This window comes from Novosphingobium sp. FG90 (genome assembly GCF_057808725.1).
In genome coordinates, this window is record NZ_JBMDIO010000034.1 from 1 (window position 1) to 15,753 (window position 15,753).

Below are 15,753 nucleotides of genomic sequence, written 5' to 3' on the forward strand. Positions count from 1 at the left end.
ATATGACTTTAATTCAATAGTTTACACCCGATGTTGGAAACTTTGTCGCGTGACAGCCACGCGGCAAGTCGTGATCGAGCGCCCTCGCCCGCCCTCCCCGCGCTGGGCGATCGAATGCGCCTTTGGCGCGTATCTGCAAGCCACCGGCGCCCATAGCGCGGCGCTGCCGCTCAACGGCCTGATCCGGCTCGATACGGTGCGCGCGGCCGAAGTTGACGACAACCCGGCGCACGCCGCCATCGTTCACGCCGAAGCGCTGCGCGATGTCCTGAATCATCTCAACCGCCTGGTTGCTGAGGCCCGCGACACGCGCCAACACCTCGCCGAGCGCTACCGCGCGAAACGGACGAACTCGCGCGCGCAGCAGCTCTATGGCCTCCTCTCCGGCTTTGGCCCGCTGCGCTCGTCCCAGATCGAGGCCGTGCTCGGCGCGACCCGGCTCGGGGTCCGGACCATGCTGGCCGCGCTGGCAGACGGAGGCGATCTGGCCGTTGAAACCCTGTCGGGGGTCAAGCTCTATTCGGTCATGCGCGGCAGACCAGCCGTTGCGCCTACACCGCTGGCCGATGACCCGGTCCGGTTTTCCAGCGAGGCGATTGAGGACTATGATGCCGCCCTCGCCCGGATTGATGCTCTGCTGGCGCGCTATGACGATCGATCGGACGACTAGGCCTGAAAACCGGCAAAAAGTTTGTCCCTGCAAACGCCCCTTACAGCGCCAACACGAGCGTGAAGCAGCCCCGACTACGGGAGCACCCCCTAATCGCGCTGTGCGGGCTTCTGAGGACGATTTTGCCAGCCGAGCCCGTCCACCCACGTTCATTTGCCCAGTTTTGCACCAATGCGCGGTTCGTCGAGCGATAGAAGCCATAATTGGCTTCAGGCCCCGGGGGGCGACCGATCGGTTCGCCCCGCGCTTCCGCGCGCTGGGTAATGGACATATCAGATCGGCGGGAAACCGATGTTCTCCGTTATCGCGTGGAGCAGGCCCCCTCCCCTGCCTGTGCGGGGGTGCGAAGACGTTGCGGTTGAAGCCACGTCCTTCCGACGCGGACTGGTTGGCGGGCGTACGATCGCTTCATGGTGCGGCTGTCTCAGGGTCCGAACGGCTCGATGAGCTCAAGCGTCTCTATCGCGACGCCCAGCACGCTATCCTCTCTCGCGCAGGGACCCTTCCCTCCCCTGCCTCTCTCTATTCATCGTCCAATTCTTTCGCCGCAGTTCGTCCCGGAGGCGTTGAAGTTGAGCGTGGCCGGAGTCAGCAAGCTTCTGGTCCGTGGTGTTGCCGCGAGTCTGGTGGTCGAGGTTACCCGACCGCGCACCTTGGGGAGATTCCTGGCGGCCAATCTTGCGGTTACGTTCGGATACGCATCCCCGAAGCGCGGCCGACCAAGGTTGGCCCCCCTCCCCTACCCGCGGATCCGAGCTTGTCGGCAATCTTCGACACCTTTGACGAAGAAATGGCCGAGATCGATCGCCTGCTTGCGCGCCATTGACTCCGCTATGGCAACGCTCCGGGTCCCTTAGCTCACAGCGTCGGCATCGTCGGATTCCTTGATTTCTGCGGGCTTTTGGCATGTGCCGCATTGTGTGCCGCGCTTTGTCGTGCGCTGGGTGTCGCGCTGGCGGGTTGTAACGCCATCGCGCTAGGTGACGCGCTCACGCCGTGTAATGCTGCGACGCTGTACCCAGCGCTGTCACCTTCTACCTCGCTTTTCCCAGCGCGTGCGCTGTCGATGGCGCACGCGCTGGCCAATGTGCTCGCATACGCGCTTTGCCCTACGCCTGCGACTATAGCCGCGCCCACGCCTTGCACCGCGCATCCACAGGCGCTATGCACCGCGCATATCAATTGTGTCGCGCTGCCCATCTTACGCTACATGGGTGCCGCGCCTTCGACCCACAGGGAGTTCCTTCGTGCCAGTCATCACTATCGCGCAGAGCAAGGGAGGGGCGGGCAAGACGACACTCGCACTCGCCCTGGCATCAGAATTCGAAGCGCTTGGCGGTTCAGTCTTCATGCTCGACGCAGACCGCCAGAACAGCTTGCTCAACTGGCACCGGGATCGGATCGCAGCGGGCAGGGGAGGGGATTCGCGCATCGCCGTCGAAGACGCCTCGCAGCTTCGAGATTCCGATATTGGCGGCGCAATCGCTCGGGCCCGAGAAGTGGCCCAGCTCGTCGTCGTCGATTCTGAGGGAACCTCGAACTTCAAGACGGCCTACGCCGCCATGGACTCGGATTTCGTCGTCATCCCCACGCGTTCCTCGCGGCTCGATCTCGAGCGGACCGTCGAAACCAGCGACATGCTCGAGAAGATGTGCCGTGGCGTGCCGTACCGCGTGCTCATCACGCAGACGGGGCAGGTGGCCCGCTCGAAGGCCGAATGGGAGATCGACGGGCAGATCAGGAAGGCCCTGCCAACTTTCACAGACCAGATGTTCACGCTCGATGCCTTCCGCGCCATGTCCAATTACCGGATGACTCTCGCTGAAGTCGAAGCCGCCAACCTCGCCAAGACGGAAAAGGCCAGGCGCATCGCCCAAAGCGTCCTTGCCGATATTCTCAGCGAAATTCAGAACAAGGAGGCCGTGGATGCCTGAAGACAAGGCCGCCGCAAGCAGCATGGGCGATATCATCAGCTCTACACGCCAGCGACTGGAACAGCCCGAAGCGCCAGCCGACCGCCTTCGGGGCCTCGTAGCCGCAACCGCAGCGCCCAAGCCCGGCGGCGCACCTCCTGTGCAACGTGAACCCGCTGGCACGGCTGTGCCGGCGAACTATTTCCACCAAATTCCTGCAGAACTAGGCGTCACGCCCAAGCGCAAACCGCAGCGCGGGCCAGCTCGTTCTCTGCATATCAGCATGCGCTTGTCGCCCCCGGAGCGCGACCGCCTCGTGCGCTGGTGCGACGATCGCAATCTCAGCCTCCCGGACGGAATCATGGCGCTGATCGATCTGGTAGAAGGGGAGGGCGGCACGCCCAAATAGGCGCTATTACGCTTTATGTGAGGAATCGGGGGAGGGGGTCTTCCCCTAGGGCCGACCCCGGGCTCCAACGAAAGCTTTGCAGAACCCTTCCCACGATCTGTAGAGAGGCACGCCAGTCAGCGTCTTCAGCTTGTCTCCCATCTTCTCCCGAAACGCGCCGGCGATCAGGTCCTTGTCCCAACCACCTCCAAAATCGGCGACAATCGTGAGCAAACGCTGATCCCCGCAGAAATGCATGGATCCTGTGGGGAAGGGCTTGCTCGAAGCCAGCGCCGCTACCGGAGCCGCCGCCGGGATCGCCGCGATCTGCTCGACGCTGCCATCGCGCCTGGCCCGCCGTCCGACCTTCGGCCGATCGAGCTCCTTGGCGGTCTCTTCCTGATCGACAGGATCCTTGGGACTGAAGGTCAGCTTGACCGCTTCAACCGGCCGCCCACGCCCTGATCCCCTGATTTCTTCCCACTCCACGATGAAATCGGCGAGCTGGTCGATCTCCGCCTTCGATTTTGCGAGGACGTCGCGCCGAAATTCGGCGAAGTTCTTGAAGCTGCCGTCAGGCACACCGAGCCGCCGCCGCAGTTCATCGACGTTCATTTTGACGACACGGTTCTGGCGATTGATGATCAGGCAGCCAAGATCATACAGCGTGAGCGAATAGCGCGACTGAAGCGCAAGCATCACGCCGAGATTCACCCGCGCATAATAATCCGAACGCTGGATTACGCGCTTGAAACTCTCGGAGAATTGATACTCGACGACGCTCATGCCGTCCTCGGAGATTTCCTCCACGCAGCTCGACAGCAAAGACTGCGACATGATCGCAGGCTTGCCCTTCTTCGAGGTCGTCCGGATACGAACAATGACGCGCAGCAGTTCATCCATCACCGGCTGGATGCGCTCATTGCCCTTATGCGTGCCGCGCAGTTTCTTCTTGGTGATCGTGAAGGTCTTGCTGTCTTCCCCGGCTTCCGGTCCAGCCTTGCGCAACATCAGCGCAAAAGCCTTTCTTCCCGCGGCGCTCAACGACCCGGTCTCGAACTCGGATTCGACTAATTCCCCGGGTTTACTTACAAAGTCGAGGTCGCGGCGGCGAATCACGTCAGCCACCCGCAACGTCCGGCTCAGACCCTCAAGGTCAGGCGGAACCTCGATTTCAACCGTGTCCGAATCGAGCTTCATGTGAGTTGCATAACATCAGCTTGTCATAAAGAGAACAGCCCCCCCGTTCACTCACATAGACGTGCCCCTGAGCGCTCACATAAACCTCGCTGGCACCATTCGGCCGACAGCCCCCACGCACTCACATAAAGACAAAGGGCCCCCAACTGCCGACTCGCACAAACAGGCCGAGTCGCGTCCGCTCCCCCGAAAACTCACATAGAACTTTTGTCCGCCTGGAAAGGGCCGGGGAGGGGATTCCGACCCGACGAGCCGATGCCCCCGGCGACTCACATATAGATCCCTACATCCCGCTGTTTTAATTGAGTTTTCTTGGCCACCCCCCATCGCTCACACAAAGGCGGGGGAATTCCTTATTTCGAATACTCTTCACAGAAGGCTCCGCCCCCGTGCGCTCACACAAAGATCGGCCTCCCGCCAATTCGGTCCCCCACATGCTCACATAAACATCGGGATCGCCGGCCAGCCATCGTATGGACAGCAAAACGCCCAGCGATTCAGGGCTTTCGAAACTGCTCTTAAGCCCGCTTCGCCCGCTTCGCCTGATTCCCCCGAAAACTCACATTATCCCCCGATCGCTCAGGCTCTTGCCCCCATCGCCTCGCATAGACGCCCCCGAGAACTCACGCAGAAGCCCCCGCATCCTCACAAGGAGAGCACTCAAGCTATTGGTTTGCCGTCACAAATGGTGCCCGAATCTTAGAATCCATGAATCTATGAAGCTCCCGCGCTCCGCTTGGGCGTTTTTAAGATTTGATTCTTTGAGAGTAGCAGCTCGACGGTTCCGCATCACCGACAGGCTGGCGGCCAGGATAGAGCGACCAAGGAGAGAGGCAAGGGGGAGCAAGGACCGCGAAAGGAGCAGCCAATGGCCCTGGTCGCGCTCAAACCCACTCAGGAACTCGTCGATCTTGTCGGCTCGCTGGGCGGAACCTGGCACGGTCGCACGGCGATGTGTCCGTGTCCGGCCCACGCCGACAGCACCCCAAGCCTCTCCATCCGGCAAGGCAATCGAGGCATCCTCGTCACCTGCTTTGCCGGATGCGACCGTGACGACATCCTTCGGGAACTGCGCCGCGTGCCCAGCCGGGGGCGGTTTGCCTACACCGACAACCCGGCGGCTCAGGCGGGCAATGCGAGCCGGCTATGGGACGAGGCGCTTTCCGTCGCCGGCACGCTTGCCGAGCGCTATCTCGGGATCAGGCACCTCATGCCGATCAGCCAGGATCTGCGGTTTCACCCGCGCTGCCCTTACCGGCCAAAGCCGTGGACGACCTACCATCCCGCCTTGCTGGTCGCGGTTCGCGAGGGCCGGCGCCTGACAGCGGTGCAGCGCATATTCCTCGATCCAGTGACGGCGCGCTATCGCATGAAGCTCATGCTCGGCCGACCGGCGCGCGGTGCCTGGCAAGGGGGAGGGCGAGGCGATGTCCTGGCACTCGCCGAGGGGTTCGAAACGGCCCGGGCGTTCACGCTCCTTCACGACATCCCCTGCTGGGCGAGCCTGGGCGCACGTCGTCTCGACCAGATCCTACTGCCCGAGACGCTGACCTCGCTGATCCTGGCCGCCGACAACGACGCCGAAGGGGCGATCGCCGCGGAGCGCGCGACCCTTCGCTATGCCCGCCCTGGCCTCAAAATCAGAAGCATGCCGCCAGAGCGCGTCAAGGATTGGGCCAAGGTCCTCGAACTGAGCCGGCGATAACCGACTGCCGCGCACGCATTCGGAAACATCCGGATTGCGGGAGGCTGCGCTTCGGAGGAACGCCTTGCCTGGAGGCTCGAATGGCACGCATCACGATCATCGATGGCCACCCCGATCCGGACCGCGCGCGGTTCATCCATGCGCTCGCGTACGCCTATGCGGCCGGGGCAGAAGACGCCATCCATGAAGTGAGGCGGATCGACGTCGCGACTCTGGATTTCCCCATCCTGCGCTCGGCAAACGAATGGCGCGAGACCGATCCCGCAAAAGCCATCCACGACGCGCAGATCGACATCAGATGGGCCGACCATCTGGTCATCCTCTTTCCGCTTTGGCTCGGCGACCTACCGGCGCTCCTCAAGGCCTTTCTCGAACAGGTTATGCGGCCGGGCTTCGCGATCGACGAAACCGTGTCGGATCGGAATGCGAAGCTGCTCTGCGGCCGACCGGCACGTGTCGCGGTGACCATGGGAATGCCGGCCCCTTTCTATCGATTCTACTACCGTGCCCACAGCCTCAAGAGCTGGGCGCGAAATCTACTCGGCTTCACTGGGATCGCGCCCGTTCGCCATTCCATCATCGGGGACGCCGAGGCGAGCGACGGCGAACGGCAACACTGGCTGAGCCTCATCAGCCAGTTCGGCCGGGACGCGCGATAGCGTTCGGCAAACAGCGGGGCCCGAGCCCTGTCCCGCCAGCGCCAACCAAGCCTCGCCGCAGTCGGGCAATCGTGAAAAGGGAAGGGGGGTCGAAGGATTGATGCTGCCGATGGGGCAGCCAGTCCGGAGACCCCTCAATGTCCGATCTCTTCGATACCGCCACCGCGGCCGAACGCCGCGCGGCCACGCTTCTCGTCGACCGTCTCCGCTCCAGCGACCCGATCACGAGGGCGGACCTCAATGCGGCCATGGTCGAGGGCTATGGCGGGACGGACGCCGACGGGCTCTGGACGCAGCGCGACAGCTTCGAGATTCTGGAGCACGCGCTTGCCCATCACCTCCAGTTCGGGCCCTATCCCCTGCGCTCGCTCGATGACGTTGCGTCCGCCTGCGATCTGCTCGACCGGCTGCCGACGCAGACCGTGCGCAGCGAGGACCAGATCGAATGGCAGCAATTCTCGACGCCCGTCGATCTCGCTGCCGTCGCGGTTCTGCTCGCCAATATCCAGAACGATGACGTCATCCTCGAGCCGAGCGCGGGCAACGGACTCCTCGTGGCACATTGCCGAGGCTTCGCCGCCCTGCAGCTCAACGAATACGCACCGGCTCGCCGCGCGCGCCTCGCCGACGTTTTCCCCGACGCGGTAGTCACCGGCCACGACGGTGCGACGATCAATTCGAGCCTGGCCGCGGCACCGCGTCCCAGCCTGATCCTCATGAACCCGCCTTTCTCGCGCTCGGTGGGGCTCGGCGCCGACGCCCATGCCGCCGTGCGTCACCTTCAGGCAGCGCTTCGCCGGCTGCGCACTGGTGGGCGGCTGGTCGCCATCATGCCTGACTGGTTCGGACCCAATGCGCGCATGCGTGACCTCTTCGAGACCACGCTGCGCGATGTGACCGTGCGGACCTTGGTGCGGCTCGAGAAATGCTATCTGAAGCACGGCACCAGCATCGCGGTCCGGCTCTTCGTCATCGACAAGGTTCCCGGGACAACCATCCCCGCGACAATCCAGCGCACCTCGATCCGCGAACTCATCGGCGCGCTCTCGATCCATGAACGCGGGATGCTCGGCACCGCGGCCGCGCCCGCCCCGAAGCGATCGAGCAGTCCCTCGCTGTTCCGCGCCATGAAGAGCAATCGCGCGCAGCCACGGCCCTATCACGCTCCCGTGCGCAACAATGTGCTGCCGGTCGACTACATGTCGCTCGACACGCCCGCGCCGCTGCTCGACCAGGTCGGCGTCTATCTTCCCTATCGCCCGAGCCGCATCACCTTCGACGCCGCCGGCGAACATCCGACCGCGCTTGTCGAATCGGTCGCGATGGGCTCGATCGCCGCCCCGATCCCAGCTTACATCCCGAGGCTTCCCGAGCGGACCGTCTCCGAGCGCCTGCTATCGGCTTCGCAGCTCGAGACTGTCGTCTATGCCGGCCATGCCTGGGACCAGTTCCTGCCGGGCAAGTTCAGGCCCGCCAAGGAGGGCGTCGGTCTCGAGGAAGCGAACGACGGACGCGCCTACCGCATGGGCTATTTCCTCGGCGACGGCACCGGGGCGGGGAAGGGCAGGCAGGTCGCGGCCTGCATCCTCGACAGCTGGCTTGCGGGTCGGCGCCGCAACATCTGGATCTCCAAGAACGAGGCGCTGCTCGAAGACGCCCGCCGCGACTGGACTGCGCTCGGCGGCCTTGCGGCCGATATCCAGCCTCTCGCCAACTGGAAGATCGATCAGGCGATCCCGCTCGAACAGGGCGTGCTTTTCGTCACCTATCCCACCCTTCGTTCGGCACGCGGCGACCATAGCCGTCTGCAGCAGATCATCGACTGGGCAGGCGATGACTTCGAAGGCGTGATCGGTTTCGACGAGGCCCATGAAATGGGCGGTGTCGCGGGAGGCGAGGGCGCGCTCGGCAAGAAGGAGGGCTCGCAGCAGGGCATCAGCGGCGTGCTGCTCCAGAACCACCTGCCCGAGGCACGCGTGCTCTATGCCTCGGCGACCGGCGCTTCCGACGTCAACAATCTTGCCTATGCCGTGCGGCTCGGCCTTTGGGGACCCGAAACGGCGTTCAGCAACCGCGAGCAGTTCATCCAGGGCATACGCAAGGGCGGCATCGCGGCGATGGAACTGGTGGCCCGCGATTTGAAGGCGCTCGGCCTCTACACGTCCCGCGCGCTCAGCTTCGCCGGCGTCGAATATGACATCCTGCGCCATGAGCTGACCCGCGAACAGATCGCGATCTACGACGCCTATGCCGATGCCTGGGGCATCATCCACCGCAACATGGAGCATGCGCTCGAACTGACCGCGGTGGTCGACGGGCTCGAAAATGCGACCCTCAACAGCGGGGCGAAGGCATCGGCGCGCTCGCGCTTCGAGTCGACCAAGCAGCGCTTCTTCGGTCAGCTCCTCCTCTCCATGAAGCTTCCGACCGTGATCGCGGCGGCGAAGGCCCATCTCGCTGCCGGGCAGTCGGTGGTCCTTCAGCTGGTGACGACCGCGGAATCGATCCTCGACCGGCGCCTTGGCGACCTCTCTCCCGACGAGCGCGCGAATTTGGAGATTGATCTGAGTCCGCGTGAGTACATCATCGATTACCTCGAGCGCGCATTCCCGACCCGTCAGATGCGCGTGTTCAAGGACGACACGGGCACGCCGCGTTCTCTGCCGATGGTGAATGACGACGGCCACCCGGTCTACAATCCCGAGGCTCAGGCCGCGCGCGATGACCTCATCGAGAAGCTCTGCGCCATGCCGCCGATCATGTCGGCGCTTGATGCGCTGCTCGAACATTTTGGGCACGACAATGTCGCCGAGGTCACGGGCCGGACAAAGCGCCTCATCACGGTAAGCGACGGCCGCCAGAAACTGGAAAGCCGCTCGGCGCGCACCAGCCAGGCCGAGGCCGCTGCCTTCATGGCCGGCAAGAAACGCATGCTGGTCTTCTCTGACGCCGGCGGCACGGGGCGAAGCTACCACGCCTCGCTCGACGTGATGAACCAGGAGCAGCGCGTCCACCTTCTGCTCGAGCCCGGCTGGCGCGCCGATCGCGCGATCCAGGGCCTGGGCCGAACCCACCGCACGCACCAGGCGACCACGCCGCTGTTCCGGCCGGTGACCACTGACTGCAAGGGCGAGCTGCGCTTCACCAGCACGATCGCACGCCGTCTCGACAGTCTCGGTGCGCTGACGCGCGGCCAGCGGCAGACGGGCGGGCAGGGGCTCTTCGACCCGGCCGACAATCTCGAGAGCGAATATGCCTGCGCGGCGCTCCTCTCCTGGTTCGACCTGCTCGCCGCGGGCAAGCTTTCGAGCACGACGCTCGACGATTTCCAGCACCGCACCGGGCTCGAGCTTTGCGACAAGGACGGCGTGCTCAAGGACGAGATGCCGCCGATCCAGCGCTGGCTCAACCGCATCCTGGCCCTGCCGATCGCGCTGCAGAACAGCATCTTCGACGAGTTCCTGTCGCTGATCGAAACCCGCGTCTCGGCCGCGCGCGAGGCGGGACGGCTCGATGTCGGCGTCGAGACGATCCTCGTCGACAAGGCGACCCTCCTCGACGACGTCGTACTGCGGACCGATCCCCGCACCGGCGCGACCTCGCATCTTCTCACCATCGAGATCGCGCGGCGCCGCAACCCTGTTTCCCTCGAGCGCATCCTGAGGATCGCCGACGGCGATGCCAGCGCCGGTTTCATGATCAACCGCAAGTCCGGCAAGGCGGCGCTCAGGACGCGGGCGCGCTCGCTCATGGAGGAGAAGGAAGGCACGCCGATCCCGCGCGTCGAGATGATGCGACCTACGCGCAACGAATATATGCGCGAGGACGATCTCTACGAATCCTCCTGGGAGGAGGTGACCCGCGAGGCCTTCACGGCGACCTGGTCGGAGGAAGTGGACATCGCCCGGGAGACGGTCGACAGCGAGACGATCCGGTTGGCCACGGGGCTGCTGTTGCCGATCTGGTCGGCACTTCCGAGCGATCACATGGCGGTCAACCGTATCGTCGACGGGGAAGGGCAGTCCTGGCTCGGCCGTCTCGTCTTCGACGACCATGTGCCCCAGCTCTTCACCAAGCTCGGGATCGATCGGTCCGATACGCTGCCGCCCGACGCGGTCGCGAAGGCGGTGTCCGCGGGCCGCAGCGTCGACGTGTCGCATCCGTTCCCGCTCACCATCAAGCGCTCGGTCGTCAACGGCTCCCAGCGGATCGAGCTCGTCGGCTGCCCGCACGACCGTCTGCCGTGGCTCAAGTCGATCGGCTGCTTCACCGAGATCATCCAGTATCGCACGCGGATGTTCGTACCCATGGCGACGGCGGAGGCGGTCCTGGGGAAGCTACTCGAAGGAAGATGACGGCGCTCGGAGACGCTGCCTAAAGTATGTGGGCCGGGATGGTCTGTCTTGTCTCATTGGGCTAGACCGAGCAGGGCCGTTTCGGGGGAAACCATTGCGCATAATTTCTTTTTTGATTGCACTCGGCCTGTCGCTGCCGGCCATGGCACAGACCCAGGCGCAGCAGGACCGACTAAACCGCGTGGGGCAGTTCGTCGTGACGGCACCCATGTGCGAAAGACTCGGCATGAAACTCGACCCGGACTTGCCAGTGAAGGCGGAAGCCGCGCTGAACGCCGAGACAGCGGCCTGGGCGGTCGCGCCCGCGACGGTGGCGCGCTTGAAGGGCGAAGCGATCAACCGTCAGAGCCGCATGCTTGCGACTGATCTTCAATCAGCGGCCGACGGCGCGAAAACCGACGCTCAGCTCCGCGACCTGAAGCATACACTTTTGGGCTATGGCCGCACGTGCATGGAGGCGTCCGGCGAACCTATCTTCTCTTCCCTCATCGTTCCGCCACCCGGCTTCAATCTCGAGACCGCAGCGACCGAACTAACGGACAGCATGCTGGAGGTCGGTGGCCTCGCGAGTTGGCAGACCCCGCAGATCCAGGCACGCGGTGATCTGATGATGCTGGCCGGCACCTGCCGGTCGAAGATCGGAGCCCTGCGGTCGGACGCTCTGGTCAGGCAATATGGCCAGTCGGATGATCCCCGCGTTCGGGACTACTATTCCAAGTCATTCGACGAGGGTCTTTCCGATCCTTCCACGATTGGCACTCTAGCTGGCTGCAACAGGGCGATCGCTGCCTATCGCGCCAGGATACGGTGACTCCCGTGCTGCGGCGACGATCCATCGAGTTGCAGATGCACGATTATATCCGTTCCGTCATTGTGGAGCGGCATCTGTTTTTTGTGCTGAAGCGAAAAGCCGCCTGCTCACCCAGTTCGACGATATCGAAGGTGAAGCTGAACGCTATCAGGAGGATGCCTGGCAAGCGGCTATTAAAGCGCCCTATCATGGTGAAGAGCCCGATATGGGCGACATCGCAGATGCGGTGACGAGTGATGCCGCCGGACATTACATGTTGCTCGATGAGATGCGCAAACAGGTCCGCCTCGCCACCACGGCCGCCATGTTCCATCAGTGGGACAAGGAGCTGCGCGAATATCTCGCCAATGAATTCCGGCACTATGTCGATACGAAATGGATCGACAAGAACATCTGGAACGCCAAGACCATCGAGATTTTCGACATGTTTGGCGAGTTTGGATGGCAGGCAAAGCAGCAGGCTTTCTACCCGCAGATCGATGCCTGCAACCTCGTCGTGAACGTCTACAAACATGGCAAGGGTGCCGCGCTTACCCGCCTGCACAAGGCCTATCCGCACTTTATGAGCAAGCTCGGCGTCCAGTCGTGGACCGGCACGCTCTATCTCGATTATCGGTGGCTCGAAATCACTGACAGCGACTTCGACGATTTCGCGGGCGCGTTAGAGGCGTTCTGGCGAGCCATGCCGGAGCGTCTTGTTTATCATTCCCCAGATGTTGATTGACCTACCTTGTGCGCCCCGGCTGCGCTGCCGGAGATCATGTTGAGACCGAGGGGATATTTGGACGCGAGGCTATATTTCTCGACCATAGCCGCCTCCGCGTCATGCGCTTCCCGGCGAGAGAGCCGGTGGCACAAATGGTGGTAATCAGCCCCGCTAGCTTGGGCCGATCGTCGGCCCTGCCGGTGCGCTCGGCGATCCGCGCATCGATCAGCGCGTTGAGCGTGCGCGCGAAAAGGCGTTTGGACGCTGTCGCGACTGCCGCGCGGGTGTGTTCGTGGAAACGGATGTTCCAGCCCCGCTTGGTGATCCCGTAATATAGATAGGCCTCCCCCTCGCTGGTCAACAGCGTGTGGAGATAGAGCGTGTAAGTGCACGCGAGAGCTGGATTCCCGTGCAGAATTGCGCGCATCGGCAGTTCGACGCGCATGGCGACGTCGAGGAGAGGCGAGACCATGCTGAGGAAGACGGCCGGCGCGACGCCCGCCTCCCGCGCCTCTTTGAGGATAGCCGCAGTGTGTGCTGTCTTTCCCTCGGCGTTCGCCGCCTCTCTTACATCGGCGATGATCCGCCCGCCGGGATAAGCCGGGCAAGCCCCGGCCTGCAGCCCCCCTGCGCGAACCCAGGTTTCGACCTCGGCGACATAGCCGCTGGTCTCGTTGAAATGGACGAGGACATCGTCCAGCACTTCAGCTGACCGGAGCGGATTGAACGTAAGGCCGCGCGAGAGGTGCATGAGCGCCACTGGGTCGACGAAGCGAAGTTGCCGCCCGAGTTCGGCGGCGGCAGGCCAGTCTGGTTTGAACGCAGGGCTGAACATTCGACGTCCTTCAGCTACGCAGGTTACTTCCATGGTCGAACCCGGCGGGTCACGGGCTGCTTTTGTAAAACACTGTAAAATTACAAGAAATGAGGACCGGCGCGTAGCAGTAATGGCAGATATGATCTATCTATCTCAATGCGCGCAAATAACGATAATATAGCCGGGAGAACATGCCGTGACGGACGTGGTTTCCTCGTCTGTTGGCGAGGCTCGCCCATACATAAGCCCGGACAGCGAGATCGTCCGGGAGATGCGCTCGATACGGCGCACCATCGACGAAGCGCGCTCCGCCGGCACCCTCGACCCGCTCTTCGGCTATCTCTATGCGACCATCGAGCGGCGAACCCCAGCGCAGATCCGGACCGAAGCTGCATGCGGTCCGCGCTGCGCCTGGTGTTGTCACACGCGCGTCGCGGCGACCGCACCGGAAATCCTGTTCCTCGCGCGCAGCCTTCCCGCCGGGGTCGTGGAGGCCGTTCCCGCATTGGCCACGCGGCGCCGCGACGGCTGGGATCGACCGCTGCTCGAGAGCCTGGCGCCCTGCGCGGTTCTCGCCGATGGCCTTTGCACCGCGCATCCGAGCCGGCCGATCGTATCCCGCACCACCGTGTCGCTTGACGCCGAGCAGTGCCGGATTGCCACGAGCAATCCCGAGGAAGCCGTTATCCCCTCCGTGCTGGCGTCGGTCGCCCTGCGCGCGGTTTACGAGATCGCGCTGCAGGGCGCGCTGCTCAACGCCGGCTATGCGGTGGACCGGTTCGATCTTGCCACTGCGCTCGCCGATGTAGTCGCGGCGCCGGATGCCGAAGCCGCCTGGCTCGCGGGCGGCGATGTCTTCCCTTCAGCGCTCAGGATCGAGCAGGAAGCCTATCTGGACGAGCCGCTGAGGCTTGCCTTCTACGAGGCGGCGTTCGGCTGAAGCCCGACTTTGCGCGCTGCCGGCATGAGCTGGCGGCACGCCCGTACCTCATAAAAAGAGCCTGCCCGGTAAGGACCGGACAGGCTTGGAAGTGGGAGGCCGCCGAAACTTTCGACTCGAAGGCCCCTCGGGTCGCAGCAACATTGTATCGCAGCGCGCATCCATTTCCTTGCACGGATGCGACACTAGCGGCTCTCTAGAGTCGCCTGCACTCGACGAGCAGGCTGGTGGCTGTCTCCAGCCGGTCCGGCGTCGGCTCCGGCGGATTGCCCTGCCGGGTGGTGCCCGGCGTCAGCGTCCATCCGCCCTCGTCCATGACAATCCGCAACCGCAGGATCGTCTTGCCCCGATTGCGTGCATCGGCAAGGCCTCTTCCTACCGACCAATAGGCGTGCTGAGCCATGATCCAGATCTCGAGCATGTGGCAGACGAAACCGGCCGGCGTCAGCTCACCCCAGCCTTGCGCCTCCCGCTTGGCCCGGCTCAGGGGCAAGCGATCCGGATTTTCGAACGGATGACCCTGGTTCGGCGCTTCCCGCAGGCAGAGCGCGAGGGCAGCGACGATAGCGGCTGGAAGCTGGTCCTGGTCACGCAAGACTCCCTGCAGGGCGCGAAGACGTTCCACCGGGTTGGTTGCGTCCTTTGATGCGAGAATCCAGGCTTCGGCACTATCCGCCAATGACTTCTTATCGAGAGCGCCGATGAAGGCCCGGGCCAGTTGTGTCGTCGAGCGAGGACCAGGCAGGAGTGCGCCGATCGTCCAATAAAACATGCCTTCGAGGGCAAGACGGAACAGTTGGCGGATTTGCACCGCGCGCCATTCGTCCGCTGCCAGGGGGCGGTCACTCGCGCTGTCCCAGGCTTCGGCGCGATCGGCCATCCGAACCCTGATGTCCTCGTAGGTGGCTTCCTCGTCGTCGAGATTCGCATAGGCCGCCTGGACCAGCGCGACACCCTTCTGACGGGCTGGAGCTGCCCGTTCACCGCCGAGCCTCGTAAACATGGCCTTCGCCTCCGCGGCGCGAGGCTTGTCCATCGTCCAAAGCTTGCCCCAGCGCTCGGCATCCGCGCGCCTGACGACCACGTTGCCGAAGCGGTTGAACGCCTCGTGGCCCAGCTCCGCCCCGAAACCTCTTTCGAAGGCGTCGAGCACCGGGTCGAGGGAAGCATCGGGTTGGAATATGCCTGCCGCGCCCTCGACCGGGATCAGCCAGCCCATGGTGCGCAGGCTCGGCCCGTAGTTCAGCGGCGATATGAAACCTGTCGAATAGCGTCGCATGTTGCGCCGGGCTTCCCATTCCTCACCGCCAAAACGATACTGCTTCGCGTCCAGCATCGGCCGCATGGCTTGCGCCCCCGGAATGTCCGCACGCGGGTCGATCAGGAACTGTGACCACGCGTAGATAGCCTCGATCCGGTCGACGAAATCGCGCATCTCTTCGGGCTTTGCGCTCTGCCGCTTTCCCCGCTCCAGAACATGGCGCACCCTCCGCCAGGCCCAGGCCATCAGGGTGTAGGGACGGATGTGGCTTGCCACATTGTTGAGGTCCGGCAGCACCCGGTCCATCAGGCCGAAGTTGATCTGCCTA

12 protein-coding genes are annotated in these 15,753 nt (G+C 63.7%); 9 read left to right on the plus strand and 3 right to left on the minus strand.

Annotated elements, in window-relative coordinates:
• The 3 genes from ACODRZ_RS21470 to ACODRZ_RS21480 form a co-directional block, all read left to right on the plus strand.
• On the plus strand, nucleotides 1-670 hold a 670-nt coding region (locus ACODRZ_RS21470), incomplete at its 5' end, for a hypothetical protein (RefSeq protein WP_488972476.1).
• A 1,247-nt stretch (nucleotides 671-1,917) separates the two neighbouring features.
• Nucleotides 1,918-2,604, plus strand: a complete 687-nt coding sequence (locus tag ACODRZ_RS21475) for a ParA family protein (RefSeq protein ID WP_019054793.1) — start codon at nucleotides 1,918-1,920, stop codon at nucleotides 2,602-2,604.
• On the plus strand, nucleotides 2,597-2,992 hold the full coding sequence (locus tag ACODRZ_RS21480; protein ID WP_019054794.1) for a hypothetical protein: 396 nt from the start codon (nucleotides 2,597-2,599) through the stop codon (nucleotides 2,990-2,992). Before ACODRZ_RS21475 ends, ACODRZ_RS21480 begins: the two co-directional genes overlap by 8 nt.
• A gap of 45 nt (nucleotides 2,993-3,037) precedes the next feature.
• On the opposite strand, the gene ACODRZ_RS21485 is transcribed toward ACODRZ_RS21480, so the two are convergent.
• The gene (locus ACODRZ_RS21485) at nucleotides 3,038-4,171 is read right to left on the minus strand and encodes a replication initiation protein (RefSeq protein ID WP_488972475.1); all 1,134 of its coding nucleotides are present in this window, start codon (nucleotides 4,169-4,171) and stop codon (nucleotides 3,038-3,040) included.
• A gap of 868 nt (nucleotides 4,172-5,039) precedes the next feature.
• Between ACODRZ_RS21485 and ACODRZ_RS21490 the strand changes: the two genes are divergently transcribed.
• The 5 genes from ACODRZ_RS21490 to ACODRZ_RS21510 all read left to right on the plus strand — a co-directional run bounded on the left by ACODRZ_RS21490 (nucleotide 5,040) and on the right by ACODRZ_RS21510 (nucleotide 12,425).
• Entirely contained in the window at nucleotides 5,040-5,876 is an 837-nt protein-coding gene (locus ACODRZ_RS21490) for a DUF7146 domain-containing protein (protein WP_024018137.1), read from the plus strand.
• An 80-nt stretch (nucleotides 5,877-5,956) separates the two neighbouring features.
• Nucleotides 5,957-6,535, plus strand: a complete 579-nt coding sequence (locus tag ACODRZ_RS21495; protein WP_019054338.1) for an NAD(P)H-dependent oxidoreductase — start codon at nucleotides 5,957-5,959, stop codon at nucleotides 6,533-6,535.
• Nucleotides 6,536-6,672: 137 nt separating this feature from the next.
• Entirely contained in the window at nucleotides 6,673-10,890 is a 4,218-nt protein-coding gene (locus ACODRZ_RS21500) for a strawberry notch-like NTP hydrolase domain-containing protein (protein WP_019054339.1), read from the plus strand.
• 94 nt (nucleotides 10,891-10,984) lie between these two features.
• Entirely contained in the window at nucleotides 10,985-11,701 is a 717-nt protein-coding gene (locus tag ACODRZ_RS21505) for a hypothetical protein (RefSeq protein ID WP_026149955.1), read from the plus strand.
• A 205-nt stretch (nucleotides 11,702-11,906) separates the two neighbouring features.
• Entirely contained in the window at nucleotides 11,907-12,425 is a 519-nt protein-coding gene (locus ACODRZ_RS21510; RefSeq protein ID WP_019054342.1) for a hypothetical protein, read from the plus strand.
• A gap of 34 nt (nucleotides 12,426-12,459) precedes the next feature.
• Here the strand turns inward: ACODRZ_RS21510 and ACODRZ_RS21515 are convergent, their stop codons facing one another.
• Nucleotides 12,460-13,242 (minus strand): hypothetical protein, encoded by a 783-nt coding sequence (locus ACODRZ_RS21515; protein WP_019054343.1) that lies wholly within the window; start codon nucleotides 13,240-13,242, stop codon nucleotides 12,460-12,462.
• 178 nt (nucleotides 13,243-13,420) lie between these two features.
• On the opposite strand from ACODRZ_RS21515, the gene ACODRZ_RS21520 reads away from it, so the two are divergent.
• On the plus strand, nucleotides 13,421-14,164 hold the full coding sequence (locus tag ACODRZ_RS21520; protein WP_148564661.1) for a hypothetical protein: 744 nt from the start codon (nucleotides 13,421-13,423) through the stop codon (nucleotides 14,162-14,164).
• 196 nt (nucleotides 14,165-14,360) lie between these two features.
• On the opposite strand, the gene ACODRZ_RS21525 is transcribed toward ACODRZ_RS21520, so the two are convergent.
• Entirely contained in the window at nucleotides 14,361-15,731 is a 1,371-nt protein-coding gene (locus ACODRZ_RS21525; RefSeq protein WP_325421030.1) for a septum formation inhibitor-activating ATPase, read from the minus strand.
• Nucleotides 15,732-15,753 lie beyond the last annotated feature (22 nt).

What these genes read in the sequence shown, in the direction of transcription:
- ACODRZ_RS21480 (WP_019054794.1), top strand. Translation starts at nt 2,597, where the DNA reads ATGCCTGAAGACAAGGCCGCCGCAAGCAGCATGGGCGATATCATCAGC.
- ACODRZ_RS21485 (WP_488972475.1), bottom strand. Translation starts at nt 4,171, where the DNA reads ATGAAGCTCGATTCGGACACGGTTGAAATCGAGGTTCCGCCTGACCTT.
- ACODRZ_RS21490 (WP_024018137.1), top strand. Translation starts at nt 5,040, where the DNA reads ATGGCCCTGGTCGCGCTCAAACCCACTCAGGAACTCGTCGATCTTGTC.
- ACODRZ_RS21495 (WP_019054338.1), top strand. Translation starts at nt 5,957, where the DNA reads ATGGCACGCATCACGATCATCGATGGCCACCCCGATCCGGACCGCGCG.
- ACODRZ_RS21500 (WP_019054339.1), top strand. Translation starts at nt 6,673, where the DNA reads ATGTCCGATCTCTTCGATACCGCCACCGCGGCCGAACGCCGCGCGGCC.
- ACODRZ_RS21510 (WP_019054342.1), top strand. Translation starts at nt 11,907, where the DNA reads ATGGGCGACATCGCAGATGCGGTGACGAGTGATGCCGCCGGACATTAC.
- ACODRZ_RS21515 (WP_019054343.1), bottom strand. Translation starts at nt 13,242, where the DNA reads ATGTTCAGCCCTGCGTTCAAACCAGACTGGCCTGCCGCCGCCGAACTC.
- ACODRZ_RS21525 (WP_325421030.1), bottom strand. Translation starts at nt 15,731, where the DNA reads ATGGACCGGGTGCTGCCGGACCTCAACAATGTGGCAAGCCACATCCGT.